Origin of the sequence: Streptomyces sp. NPDC053431, from assembly GCF_044544925.1 — a bacterium.
GTDB lineage: Bacteria > Actinomycetota > Actinomycetes > Streptomycetales > Streptomycetaceae > Streptomyces.
Window position 1 is genome coordinate 406,823 of sequence record NZ_JBITXX010000002.1, and the last position, 11,535, is coordinate 418,357.

Annotated in this window: 13 protein-coding genes; 2 read left to right on the forward strand and 11 right to left on the reverse strand. The window is 73.1% G+C overall.

The window, feature by feature from the left end; all coding sequences use genetic code 11:
- Window positions 1–91: 91 nt before the first annotated feature.
- Window positions 92–1,141, reverse strand: coding sequence for a mechanosensitive ion channel family protein (locus ACIGXE_RS07795; protein ID WP_399744586.1), 1,050 nt, complete (start codon window positions 1,139–1,141; stop codon window positions 92–94).
- Window positions 1,142–1,207: 66 nt separating this feature from the next.
- Window positions 1,208–1,657 carry an ATP-binding protein gene (locus ACIGXE_RS07800; RefSeq protein ID WP_399745158.1) on the reverse strand — a complete coding sequence of 150 codons (450 nt, stop codon included), beginning with the start codon at window positions 1,655–1,657 and terminating at the stop codon, window positions 1,208–1,210.
- A 173-nt stretch (window positions 1,658–1,830) separates the two neighbouring features.
- Between ACIGXE_RS07800 and ACIGXE_RS07805 the strand changes: the two genes are divergently transcribed.
- Window positions 1,831–2,691, forward strand: a complete 861-nt coding sequence (locus tag ACIGXE_RS07805; RefSeq protein ID WP_399745160.1) for an RNA polymerase sigma factor SigF — start codon at window positions 1,831–1,833, stop codon at window positions 2,689–2,691.
- A gap of 128 nt (window positions 2,692–2,819) precedes the next feature.
- On the opposite strand, the gene ehuA is transcribed toward ACIGXE_RS07805, so the two are convergent.
- From ehuA to ACIGXE_RS07850, 9 genes are all read right to left on the reverse strand, one after another.
- Window positions 2,820–3,626: an ectoine/hydroxyectoine ABC transporter ATP-binding protein EhuA gene (gene ehuA, locus ACIGXE_RS07810; RefSeq protein WP_399745162.1), complete on the reverse strand. Its 807-nt coding sequence runs from the start codon at window positions 3,624–3,626 to the stop codon at window positions 2,820–2,822.
- A 70-nt stretch (window positions 3,627–3,696) separates the two neighbouring features.
- Window positions 3,697–4,332, reverse strand: coding sequence for an ectoine/hydroxyectoine ABC transporter permease subunit EhuD (gene ehuD, locus ACIGXE_RS07815; protein ID WP_399744588.1), 636 nt, complete (start codon window positions 4,330–4,332; stop codon window positions 3,697–3,699).
- Window positions 4,332–5,006 carry an ectoine/hydroxyectoine ABC transporter permease subunit EhuC gene (gene ehuC / locus ACIGXE_RS07820; protein ID WP_399744590.1) on the reverse strand — a complete coding sequence of 225 codons (675 nt, stop codon included), beginning with the start codon at window positions 5,004–5,006 and terminating at the stop codon, window positions 4,332–4,334. The genes ehuD and ehuC overlap by 1 nt, the downstream gene beginning before the upstream one ends.
- Window positions 5,003–5,920, reverse strand: a complete 918-nt coding sequence (gene ehuB / locus ACIGXE_RS07825) for an ectoine/hydroxyectoine ABC transporter substrate-binding protein EhuB (RefSeq protein WP_399744592.1) — start codon at window positions 5,918–5,920, stop codon at window positions 5,003–5,005. Before ehuB ends, ehuC begins: the two co-directional genes overlap by 4 nt.
- Before the next feature lie 53 nt (window positions 5,921–5,973).
- A complete protein-coding gene (thpD, locus tag ACIGXE_RS07830; RefSeq protein ID WP_399744594.1) occupies window positions 5,974–6,873 on the reverse strand; it encodes an ectoine hydroxylase in 900 nt (299 codons plus the stop codon).
- 94 nt (window positions 6,874–6,967) lie between these two features.
- Window positions 6,968–7,372 (reverse strand): ectoine synthase, encoded by a 405-nt coding sequence (locus ACIGXE_RS07835; RefSeq protein ID WP_399744596.1) that lies wholly within the window; start codon window positions 7,370–7,372, stop codon window positions 6,968–6,970.
- Window positions 7,373–7,397: 25 nt separating this feature from the next.
- Window positions 7,398–8,681, reverse strand: a complete 1,284-nt coding sequence (gene ectB / locus ACIGXE_RS07840) for a diaminobutyrate--2-oxoglutarate transaminase (protein WP_399744598.1) — start codon at window positions 8,679–8,681, stop codon at window positions 7,398–7,400.
- A gap of 178 nt (window positions 8,682–8,859) precedes the next feature.
- Window positions 8,860–9,393, reverse strand: a complete 534-nt coding sequence (gene ectA, locus ACIGXE_RS07845; RefSeq protein ID WP_399744600.1) for a diaminobutyrate acetyltransferase — start codon at window positions 9,391–9,393, stop codon at window positions 8,860–8,862.
- Between the two features lie 418 nt (window positions 9,394–9,811).
- Window positions 9,812–10,273: a DUF5709 domain-containing protein gene (locus ACIGXE_RS07850; RefSeq protein WP_399744602.1), complete on the reverse strand. Its 462-nt coding sequence runs from the start codon at window positions 10,271–10,273 to the stop codon at window positions 9,812–9,814.
- 562 nt (window positions 10,274–10,835) lie between these two features.
- Here ACIGXE_RS07850 and ACIGXE_RS07855 point away from each other — a divergent pair.
- Complete coding sequence (locus ACIGXE_RS07855) at window positions 10,836–11,462, forward strand: hypothetical protein (RefSeq protein WP_399744604.1); 627 nt, start codon at window positions 10,836–10,838, stop codon at window positions 11,460–11,462.
- Window positions 11,463–11,535 lie beyond the last annotated feature (73 nt).

The window sequence follows — 11,535 nt, forward strand, 5'->3', positions numbered from 1 at the left end:
CCGCGGGGCCGGCCGTCTCCGGCTGACATGCCCGCAGCGCGCACCGGAATGCGGAAGGAGCCGCTCCTTGTCTGCAAGTCGCCATCCGAGCTCACGGACGAGGCGCGTCGTCCAGCTGCGTGGTCATCACCCGGGGCAGCGCGCCCGGATGCTCGCGCGACAGCCAGCCGACCAGCTCCTCCCGTACCGCGCAGCGGGTCGTCCACAGGTCGTCGGCGTCCTTGGCGGTGACCAGGGCGCGGACCGTGACGCAGGTGGGGGAGGTGTCGGTGACGGCCAGGTCCCAGGCGCGGCCGTCCCAGGTGGGGCAGGTGGCCAGGAACTCCCGCAGGTGTTCGCGCATCAGCGCGACCGGCACGGAGTGGTCGCACGCCACGAAGACCGTGCCGGTCATCTCGGCACCGCCGCGCGACCAGTTCTCGAACGGGCGGGACGTGAAGTACGAGACGGGCAGCGTGACCCGGCGCTCGTCCCAGGTCCGCACGGTCAGGAAGGTCAGGGTCACCTCGTCGACGACTCCCCACTCCCCGTCCACGACGACCGTGTCGCCGAGCCGGACCATGTCGCCGAACGCTATCTGGAAGCCGGCGAAGAGATTGCCCAGCGTCGACTGCGCCGCCACACCGGCCACGATGCCGATGATCCCGGCCGAGGCGAGCAGCGAGGTCCCCACGGTCCGGAACGCCGGGAACGTCACCAGCGCCACCGCCGCGGCCAGCACCCCGACGGCGACCGACACCACCCGCATGATCAGCGTGACCTGCGTACGGACCCGCCGGAGCCGGGCCGCGTCACGGGACCGCACCGCGTAGCGCGCGTACGAGGACTCCACGACGGCCGCGGCGACCCGTACGGCCAGCCAGGCGCCGCCGCCGATCAGGCACAGCACCAGGACGTGCTCCACCAGCGCGGCGTGGTCCTCCAGCGGCGCCCAGCCCGTCGCGCGGAAGGTCCACCCCAGCAGGGCGGTGAAGAGGACGACGTACAGCGGGGTGCGGCAGCGGCGCAGCAGACCCCACAGCGGGGTCTCCGGGTGCCGCGCGTCGGCGTGGCGTGCGAGCAGGTCCGCCGCGCGGACCGCGGCCAGGGCCACCGCCGCCGAACCGCCCAGGACGATCAGCAGTCGAAGAAGGTTCTCCATGGCTCCTCAGCAGATGGATGTGACGAGTGCGGGAGGCGTACGTACGGGGCGAGGGGACCGCGCACCTCAGCGGTCCACCTCGGCGGTCCACCAGCGGTCCACCGGCACCACCGCGCGCACCGTCTTGCCCTCGGGGCGCACGTCCACCGTCACCTCCCGGCACAGGTGCAGCACGATCGGCCAGCCGAAGCCGCCCGGCCGCAGGTCCCGTGGCAGCGTGTACCGAGGCGTCCGGCGGCTGGAGTCGCTCACCGACACCGTCACGCTGTCCCGGCCCACCGCCAGCCCGAAGCCGGTCACCCCTCCCGCGTGCCGCTGCGCGTTGGTGACCAGCTCGGACGCGACCAGCAACACGTCGTCGACCTGCGCGGCCGTCGCACCGGGCTCCAGGGCGCGCCGGATCGACCGGCGCGCCTGCGCCGAGGTACGGACGTGCGCCTCGCCGAGGCCCCTGGCGACACGGTGCTCCCTCACGGGCGCCTGCGGGTCGGACCGTGCGTCGCCCTGACTGTTCATCACGGGACCCTTTCCTCCCGGTTGGTGTATTTCGTGCAGTGCCCACCTGCCCGGGCGCGCCGGAAAGATGCCTGCCGGAATCCGGTACGCGTGCACGCGCGCAGGGCGGGTAGGCGAACTTCCACAGGCGAACGTTCGGCGAGAAACAGGAGGTTGTCCCCGTGCGGACCGAGATGGTCGAGGCGACGACAACGGCCGCGAACGACGGCACGTGCCAGGACCTGCCCGTGCTCGAGGCTCCTCACGAGGTCGCGCCCCAGGACGCGCGCGCCCTGACGAAGGTGTTCCTCCGCGAGTTGGCGGTGCGCGAGGAAGGAACGGAAGGCCACCAGTACGTCCGTGGCACCCTGATCGAGATGAACATGTCGCTCGTCCGGTACGCGGCAGGCCGGTTCCGCGCCCGCGGCGACGAGATGGAGGACATCGTCCAGGTCGGGACCATCGGCCTGATCAAGGCGATCGACCGGTTCGACCTGAGCCGCGAGGTGGAGTTCGCGACGTTCGCCGTGCCGTACATCGTGGGGGAGATCAAGCGCTTCTTCCGCGACACGACCTGGGCCGTGCACGTGCCGCGCCGCCTCCAGGAGGCGCGCGTGGAGCTGGCGAAGGCCAACGAGGACCTGAGCGCGCGGCTCGGCCGGCCGCCCCGCGTGGGCGAACTCGCGAAGGCGATGGACCTCTCCGAGGAAGAGGTGATCGAGGCGCAGATCGCCGCCAACGGCTACCACTCCACGTCGCTCGACGCCGCCCTCGGCGGCGCCGACGAGGACGACGACGCCTCGCTCGCCGACTTCATCGGCGAGGAGGACCCGGCGCTCGCGCTCTTCGAGGACTTCCACACCCTCGCCCCGCTCGTCGAGCAGCTCGACGAACGCGACCGGCTGCTGCTGCACCTGCGGTTCGTGGAGGAGCTGACCCAGTCGGAGATCGGCGCCCGGCTCGGCGTGTCCCAGATGCACGTCTCGCGGCTGCTCGCCCGCAGCCTCGCCCGGCTGCGCGAGGGGCTGCTGCCCGACCAGCCCGCCAGGCCCTGACCGGCCGGAGCGGGCACGCCGACGGCCGGGCCCGGGGCCGTACCACCTGACACCGTACGCCCCCGGGCCCGGCGCTCTACCACCGCGCGCCACCCCCGGAACGACCTGCCTCAGCATCGGACCGAGCCTCACCTGACGGAGCGCAGGAACGCCCTCGTCCGCGCGTGGGCCGGCGCGTCGAGCAGTTGAGCCGGCCGCCCCGACTCCACGATCCGGCCCCGGTCGAACATCAGGATCCGGTCCGAGACGTCCCGGGCGAAGCCCATCTCGTGCGTGACGCACAGCAGCGTGATGTCGGTGTCCCGCGCGACGTCCCGCAGGACGTCCAGCACCTCCGCCACCAGCTCGGGGTCGAGCGCGGACGTCACCTCGTCGAGGAGCAGGATCTCCGGCCGCATCGCCAGCGCCCGGGCGATCGCCACCCGCTGCTGCTGACCGCCGGAGAGCCGGGTCGGCCGGGCGTCCACCCTGTCGGCGAGACCGACCATGCCGAGCAGCTCCCTGGCGCGCGCCTCCGCCTCCTCGCGGCTCTCGCGGAGCACGTGCACGGGCGCCTCGACGACGTTCTCCAGCACGCTCATGTGGGGGAACAGGTTGAAGTGCTGGAAGACCATGCCGACCCCGCGCCGGCGCTCCGCGAGATACCGCTCGCTCGCCGGCACCAGTGCGCCGCCGGGCCCGCCCGGCATGTGCGAGTAGGGCGCCCCGTCGACGTGGATGACGCCCTCCGTCACCCGCTCCAGGGTCATGAGCAGTCGCAGGATCGTCGTCTTGCCCGAGCCGCTCGGCCCGATGAGCGTCACCCGCTCGCCCTGACCGACCGTCAGGTCGAGGCCGTCGAGCACCGTGTGGTCCCCGTACCGCTTGGTGACCCGGTCGAAGCGCACCGCGACGGCGGCGTCCGCCGGCGCGCCCCCGGTCTTCTGCAGCGGCAGCCGTCCGCTCCCGCCCTCGGGCCCTCGCGGGGGCAGCCGCCCCTCCAGGGGCGCCTCCCCGCTCTTGTTCTCAGTGGGCAAGGCGTGCCTCCAGTCGTCGTACCAGCACGGACGTCGGCCAGCTCGCCAGCAGGAACACCGCGGCGGCCAGCGTGAAGCTCTCCAGATAGGCGAAGTGCGTACTGCCGAACGTGCTCGCCGAATGCACCATCTCGTGCACCGTGATCACCGACAGCAGCGGCGTCTCCTTGAACATGGACACGGCGTAGTTGCCGAGCGGCGGCAGCACGTTGCGCACCGCCTGCGGCAGCACCACCGCCCGCCACACGCGCCGTCGCGGCAGCGACAGCGCCGTGCACGCCTCCCACTGGCCCTTCGGCACCGCGTCGATGCCCGTCCGGTACACCTCGGAGAGGTACGTGGCGTAGTGCACCCCGAGGACCAGGACCCCCAGCGCGAGCGCGTCCAGACCCGGGACGAGCACCCACGCCGCGAACAACTGCACCAGCAGGGGCGTCGAACGGACGAACGCGGCGGCACCGTTCACCGGCGCGGCCACCCACCGCGGGCCGGCGCGCCCCACGAGGGCCAGGGCCAGTCCCAGCAGCGCCGCCACTCCGAATCCGAGCACGGTCGCCACCAGCGTGACCCCGAAGCCCTCCAGCACGACGGGCAGCGCGGCCCACGCGGCCTCCCCGTCCCACATCACGCACCACCGCCCATCCCGAGCCGGGTCTTGGCGGCCCGCTCCAGCGCGTTCATCGACAGACTCAGGACCCCGGCCAGCGCCCCGTACACCCCGAGCAGCACCAGATACGCCGCCGCCGTGTCACCCGTCGCCGACCGCAACTGGTCGATCTCGAAGGTGAGGTCGGGCACCGTCACCAGCGACAGCAGCGGCGTCGCCTTCAGCAGCTGCACCAGCAGGTTCTTGAAGGGCGCGACCATCAGCGCGTGCGCCTGCGGCAGCACCACCCGCCGCAGCCGCAGTCCGGGCCCCATGCCCAGCGCGACCGCCGCCTCGGTCTGCGCCCGCGGCACCGCCGCGACGGCGCCCCGGACCACCTCGGCGCCGTACGCGCCGTAGTTGAGCCCGAGCGCGAGGACGGCGCAGGCCAGCGGCTCCAGCCGGAAACCCAGCATCGGCAGCGCGAAGAACAGCCAGAAGAGCTGCACGTAGAGGGAGGTGCCCCGGAAGAACTCCACCACCAGCCGCACCGCGCCGCGCACGGCGAGCCGCCGGGAGCGGGACAGGAGCCCGAGGGCGTACGCCACGACCAGGGCGGCCACGGCGCCCAGCACCGTGGCCTCCACCGTGACCAGCAGCCCCTCGCCCAGGCGCGGCAGGGCCCGCCGGAGCTCCGGCAGGAACTCCGTCATGCCGGCCCCTTGCCCGCGCACAGGTCGGCGGTCCGCAGCGAACGGGGCGGCGCCTCCTTCGCGGTGAACCCGTAGCGGCCGATCAGCCCCACATAACGGCCCGGGTCGCCGGTGATCTTCGCGAGCTCACGGTCGAAGGCGTCCCGCAGGTCCCGCGCCCCCGGCCGGAAGACGGCCCCGCCCGCGCTCCACTGCTCGACCCCGCCGACCTCGGGGACGAACGGGGTGCCCACCTCCACCGCCGCGCCCCGGTTCGTCCGGGCGAGCCAGCGCAGCGAGATGCCGGTCAGCGCGAAGGCGTCGATCCGGCCCGCGAGCAGCGCGTCGAGGCCGTCCTGCTGCTTGGCCAGCGTCTTCACGGCCTGGTCGGGGACCCCCGCGGCCTTCGCGTAGGAGGCCTCCACGGCCGCGGCGAGCACCCCCACGACGGCACCCTCGCGCGCACAGGACGCGAAGTCGCTCAGCCCCTTCGGATTTCCCCGGCGGACCATCAGCGCGGTGGGGGAGACGAACTCCGGCTGCGAGAAGATCACCTTGCCGCAGCGCTCGGGCGTGATCGACATCCCCGCGCTCACCACGTCGAAACGGCCCGCGAGCAGGCCCGGGATCAGGGAGCCGAAGTCGGTGAGCGTCGGCCGGAGTTCGCGCACGCCGAGCGCCCCGAATATCTCGCGGTGGAGGGTCGGGGCCTCGCCGGCGAGCTCGCCGCCGTCCTGGAAGCCGTACGGCGCCTCACCGGCGAAGCCGACCCGCACGAAGCCCTGCTCGCGCAGCTTCGCCAGCAGTCCCGCGTCCTCCTTCGGCGCCCCCGTGCCCACCTCGGTGCGGCTGCAGCCGGCCAGCAGTCCGCCCGCCGCGATCGCGGGCGCCAGGGCGAGGAAGCCACGCCGGTCGAGGGGTGCGGGACGGGACATGACGGTCCTTCCGGAAGGGGGGCGGGGAGGGTGGAGCGAAGGGCGTGGGGAGGTCACCCGACGGGCGTGAACTCGCGCGAGGCGACGAACGAGGGCCGCCGCACCGGAGCGGCGAACGGAGCCTCCGGGCGGTTCTCCACGCTGTTGAAGACGAGGAACACGTTGCTGCGCGGATACGGGGTGATGTTGTCGCCCGAACCGTGCATCGCGTTGCAGTCGAACCAGGTCGCCGACCCCGGCGCGCCCGTGAACTGGCGGATGCCGCACGCCTCCGCGAAGCGGGTCAGCGCCTCGTCGGACGGCGTGCCCGCGTCCTGCATCTGCAGGGACTTCTTGTAGTTGTCCTTCGGGGTCTCGCCGGCGCAGCCGAGGAAGGTCCGGTGCGAACCCGGCATGATCATCAGGCTGCCGTTGGTCGTGTGGTTCGCGGTCAGCGCGATCGACACCGACACGGTCCGCATCTGCGGCAGGCCGTCCTCGGCGTGCCAGGTCTCGAAGTCGGAGTGCCAGTAGAAGCCGCTGGCCCCGAAGCCGGGCTTCACGTTGACCCGCGACTGGTGGACGTACACGTCGGAGCCGAGGATCTGCCGGGCGCGCCCGACGACCCGGGGGTCGGCGGCGAGGCGGGCGAAGACCTCGCTGATCCGGTGCACCTCGAAGACGGAACGGATCTCCCGCGAGCGCGGCTCCACGACGGCCCGCTCGTCCTCGCGCACCTTGGGGTCGGTGACGAGCCGGTCCAGCTCGGCCCGCAGCTCCACGACCTCGTCCGGGGTGACGAGCGCGTCGACCGTGGCGAAGCCGTCGCGCTCGAACTCCTCCAGCTCACGGGCCCAGAGGGGGCCGGGCGTTCCGGGGGCGGACCAGACGACGGGGTCCTTGCGGCCGATGAGCACCTCTTCGGTGCCGCGGGTGGGGTAGAGGTCGACGGGACGGGTGGGGGCGGAGGTCATGAGGGGCGGTGCCTGCCTTTCTCGTGTCTCGGGTGTCTCGTGTCTCGTGACGTGTAAGGCCGCGGCGCGGACATGGCGCGCCCGCGGCGTGGCGTCAGGCCGGGTCCGGCTCGGTGAGCAGCGGGTAGACGCCGTTCTCGTCGTGGTCCTCGCGGCCCGTGACGGGCGGGTTGAAGACGCACAGGCAGCGGAAGTCCTGCTTGACCTTGAGGGTGTGCCGCTCGTGCCCGTCGAGCAGGTACATGGTTCCGGGCACGATCGTGTACGTGCGGCCCGTCTCGTGGTCGGTGAGCTCGGCCTCGCCGGCCGTGCACACCACGGCCTCGACGTGGTTCGCGTACCACATGGACGTCTCGGTCCCGGCGTACAGCACGGTCTCGTGCAGGGAGAAGCCCACCCGCTCGCGGGCCAGGACGATGCGCTTGCTCTCCCAGGTACCGGAGGCGGCACGGACGTGGCGGTCGGTGTTCTCGATCTCGGCGAAGCTACGGACGATCATGGATGAGGTCTCCTCTCGGCGGGGGTCAGGCGGCGACGCGGTCGGCGGCGTGCCGCACGGAGCGGGCCAGGATGCCGAGCCCCTCGTCGAGCTCGTCGTCCGTCGCCGTCAGGGGCGGCAGCAGCTTGACCACCTCGCCGTGCGGCCCCGAGGTCTCCAGCAGCAGTCCGAGCTCGAAGGCCCGCCGGCACACGGCCTCGGCGCGCTCGCCGTCGGCGAACTCCAGGCCCCAGACGAGGCCCCGGCCCCGGTACCCGACGCCCATGCGCCCGTCGTCGCCGCACAGGTCGCCGAGCGCCCGCTCGACCCGGTCGGCCCGGCCGAGGGTCCGGTCGCGCAGGGCGCCGTCACGCCAGTACGTGTCGAGCGCGGCGGTGGCGGTCACGAAGGCCGGGTTGTTGCCGCGGAAGGTGCCGTTGTGCTCGCCCGGCTGCCACTGGTCCAGCTCCGGGCGGAACAGGCAGAGCGCCATGGGCAGGCCGTAGCCGCTGATGGACTTGGACAGGGTGACGATGTCGGGCGTGATGCCCGCCTCCTCGAAGGAGAAGAAGTCCCCGGTGCGCCCGCAGCCCATCTGGACGTCGTCGACGATCAGCAGCATCTCGTGGCGCCGGCACAGGTCGGCGAGCCCGCGCAGCCACTCGGCGCGCGCCACGTTGATCCCGCCCTCGCCCTGCACCGTCTCGACGATCACGGCCGCCGGGTGGTCCAGGCCGGAGCCGGGGTCCGCGAGCAGTTTCTCGAACCACAGGAAGTCCGGCGTCAGACCGCCGAGGTAGTGGTCGAACGGCATCTGCGCGGCGTGGTTGAGGGGGACGCCCGCGCCGGCCCGCTTGGTCGCGTTGCCGGTGACGGCGAGCGAGCCGAGCGACATGCCGTGGAAGGCGTTGGTGAACGAGACGACGGTCTCCCGCCCCGTCACCTTGCGGGCGAGCTTCAGCGCCGCCTCGACGGCGTTGGTGCCGGTGGGGCCCGGGAACATCACCTTGTAGGGGAGGGCCCGCGGTTCGAGGATCGCCTCGCGGAAGGTCTCCAGGAAGTCGCGTTTGGCGGTCGTCGACATGTCGAGGCCGTGGGTGACGCCGTCACCGGCGAGGTAGTCGAGCAGGGCCCGCTTGAGGACCGGGTTGTTGTGGCCGTAGTTGAGGGAGCCCGCTCCGGCGAAGAAGTCGAGGAAGGGGCGCCCGTGTTCGTCGTACAGCCGGCTTCCCCGAGCCTGTTCGAAGACCACCGGCCAGGCGCGGCAGTAGCTGCGCACCTCGGACTCGACGGTCTCGAAGACGGACGGGGCGATGTCGGTGAGGGTCACGGTTCTCCCGGATCTCGATGAAATGGTCAGGAAAGTCGGGCGTGCTGCTCCGCCGGCTGTGCCGGGCGGAGGTGCCGGGCGCGGTGCCCGGCGGAGGTGCCGGGCGGTGCCTGGCGGTCGTGCCGGGCGCGGTGCCTGGCGGTGGTGCCGGCGGTGCCGGGCGGTGCCGGGCGGACGGTCAGGACGCCGGCGGGCCGATGCGGTAGAGCACCTCGGGCTCGTGGACGCCGGCCTCGGGCGCGTCCGGGAAGGCGGTCGTCGGGAACAGGACCTCCCGGGTCACCGTCGCGCCGTGACGACGCGCGTAGGAACGGAAGAGCCGGTCGGACGGCGCGTTCCCCGGCGTAACCGTCGCCTCGAGCCGGACCGGCCCGTGCTCGGCCGCCAGCCGGGCGGCCAGAGCGTCGAGCATGGCTCCCGCTACCCCGGTTCCGCGCACCGAATCATCCACGGCCACCTGCCAGACGAAGAGCGTCCCCGGCGCCTCCGGGCGCAGATACCCGGTCACGAAGCCGACCGCGCGGCCCGAGTCGTCGCGGGCGACGGCGCTGGTGGCGGCGAAGTCGCGGCACCACAGCAGATAGCTGTAGGGCGAATTGACGTCCAGTTCCCCCGACTCGCGGGCGAGGCGCCAGAGGTCGGCACCGTCCGCCGGCTCGGCGGGGCCGATGGTGACGCCGGTCCTCGGGGATGTCACGTGTGCTGTGGTCATGTGGGCCGAAGTTACCCAGCGCATCGATGAACTTCCTGGCCCGGAAGGGTTGTGCAACGCAAGCTGGCGTGATAGGTGTGCGCCACTCGTCCGGTGGGAGGTCCGTCACTCCCCGTCCGTTTAAAGGGGCGCATAACGGACCAAAATGCCCGTTTATAACGGCTGGATAACGGGTCTCGGGCGTTTGACTCGCCCGTCAGGATCTTGTGCGAACCTGCCGACCTTCACGTTTGAAGGGGCCTGGCGAGGTCAGGAGTACGGGTTCGGGGCACCGGGCGCGCACCGCGGGCCCCGCTTCGGCGGGCGCTCGCGTCAGGTCGGGAGCGTTCCGGAACCCGGTCCGCCGCTTCGCCGCCGCCTCACCGGCCGTCGCGCCTCGTCACTCTTCGTCGCACCTCGTCGTCCTCGCGCACCTCGGTCACTCCTCGTCGACGAGGTGCACGGCCGCCTCCTCGGCGGACGCCGCACCGCCGTCGATGCCCACGTCACGGGCGTAACCCTCCAGAGGGGACAGGGCGAGGCCGTTGTCCGCTGCGACGAGCCGGCCGGCCCTGCGGTCGCCCACCTCGCCGTCCAGCGGCTCACCGTCGGTGTCCACGGTGTCGCCGATGCCGTCCCAGTCGGGGTCCGGCGCGTTCTCGGGCAGCTCCTCGGCGAGCCGCTGGTCAAGCGTCTCGCCTTGCAGCCGCTCGGCCGCGGTGACCCCGGTGTGCTCGACGGCCCACGGCCGGTCCGGCGGCACGTACCCCTCCTCCACGGGTTCGACGGGCCCGACCAGCGTGTCCGAGGCGTCGAGCAGGCCCGCGTCGTCCTGCACCTCGCTGCCGTCGGGCTGGTAGACGTCGTCGCCCCAAGCCTCGCCGGCCTCGTTCTCGATCATGCGGAACACTCCAGCCTCTTCGATCGGCACGAGCCGCACTTCCATGCTCCGTGTCCGGCCCGCTACCCGCCACCCCACGTCCGCCGGACCGGTCGACGCCCCGGCGCCGGCCGCGTCCCATGGACCGGTCGACGCCCGCGCCGGCCGCGTCCCGCGGACCGATCGACATCTCGGCGCCGGCCGCGTCCCACGGACCGGTCGGGTGCCTCGCCGTCGACGACCCGCGCGCGCGGGTCACCGCTTCTTCGCCGGGGCTCGCCCCGGCGACTCACCCGTGCCGCATCCCCGACCAGGCCGGTCGCTCTCGTCCCCGGAACCGGTGGTCTCCTCGCCCTCCGGAGTCGCCGTGCGCCCCGCCTCTCCACCGGCTGGACCAATCCCGGATGTGAACCTGGGGCGCCCACGGGGTAAAACGATGGGCAACACCCCTCTCATTCGAACGGACACGCGCGCGTTGAGCATGCTTCCTGGATCACGAGTGCCAGGCAGGACCTGGACGATCCGACTCAGCGGTCACCCCGATCATTCCGCGACGGTCACCTGCACCACGGCGGGCTGCCGTATGCCCGCCCGGTCCAGGGACCTCCAGGCCCTGCGCGTCTTCGCCGCGGAGCACGCCCGCGCGCACGCCCGCCTGGCCAGCCCGCGCCCCAACGCCGCCTGCGCCTGCGGCGCCTCCGGCTGCCGGCACCACACCGCCCGCGCCACCTGCACCGGCCGGACGCTGCTCGTGCTCATCCACAACCCGGCCGTCGCCGAGGTCTGGACGCTCGCCGAGATCTGCCAGGCCTGCGCCCCTCTGATCTCGCACGCCACTGTCGTCGCGGGAGCAGGCCCGGGCGGAGCCCTCGAATCCCTGGCCGCCCGGGCCGCCGCGGCGGCGAACGCGGCCGATGCCTCCGGGGCGACCGGTGCCGCCGGGGCGACCGGTGCGGCCGGGGCGACCGGAGCGACCGGCGCGACGGGCGCCCCCGGGAGCGTCCCGCCGGTGACGTCTCCGGCCGGGCCCGCGGCCCCGCCGGCCGTACCGATGATGTTCTCGTCGCCGGAGGCCGCCGGCGGCGCCGGGGCTCCCGTTCCCCAGCCGAACCGCCGCCGCCCCCGCCACGGCGGAGGTCGCGGCGGGCAGGGCGGCCAGGGTGGTCAGGGCGGTCAGGGCGGGAACCGTCCGCGCCGCGGCCGTTCCTGACGGGCTTCCCGCCCTCCGCCGCACGAGGGAGGGCGGCCGTGCCGGCGCGGGCGAACCGGGCAGACCGCACGGG

Coding starts and splice junctions, on each gene's coding strand:
- ACIGXE_RS07795 (WP_399744586.1), bottom strand. CDS start 1,141: ATGGAGAACCTTCTTCGACTGCTGATCGTCCTGGGCGGTTCGGCGGCG.
- ACIGXE_RS07800 (WP_399745158.1), bottom strand. CDS start 1,657: ATGAACAGTCAGGGCGACGCACGGTCCGACCCGCAGGCGCCCGTGAGG.
- ACIGXE_RS07805 (WP_399745160.1), top strand. CDS start 1,831: ATGGTCGAGGCGACGACAACGGCCGCGAACGACGGCACGTGCCAGGAC.
- ehuD (WP_399744588.1), bottom strand. CDS start 4,332: ATGTGGGACGGGGAGGCCGCGTGGGCCGCGCTGCCCGTCGTGCTGGAG.
- ehuC (WP_399744590.1), bottom strand. CDS start 5,006: ATGACGGAGTTCCTGCCGGAGCTCCGGCGGGCCCTGCCGCGCCTGGGC.
- ehuB (WP_399744592.1), bottom strand. CDS start 5,920: ATGTCCCGTCCCGCACCCCTCGACCGGCGTGGCTTCCTCGCCCTGGCG.
- thpD (WP_399744594.1), bottom strand. CDS start 6,873: ATGACCTCCGCCCCCACCCGTCCCGTCGACCTCTACCCCACCCGCGGC.
- ACIGXE_RS07835 (WP_399744596.1), bottom strand. CDS start 7,372: ATGATCGTCCGTAGCTTCGCCGAGATCGAGAACACCGACCGCCACGTC.
- ectA (WP_399744600.1), bottom strand. CDS start 9,393: ATGACCACAGCACACGTGACATCCCCGAGGACCGGCGTCACCATCGGC.
- ACIGXE_RS07850 (WP_399744602.1), bottom strand. CDS start 10,273: ATGATCGAGAACGAGGCCGGCGAGGCTTGGGGCGACGACGTCTACCAG.
- ACIGXE_RS07855 (WP_399744604.1), top strand. CDS start 10,836: ATGCCCGCCCGGTCCAGGGACCTCCAGGCCCTGCGCGTCTTCGCCGCG.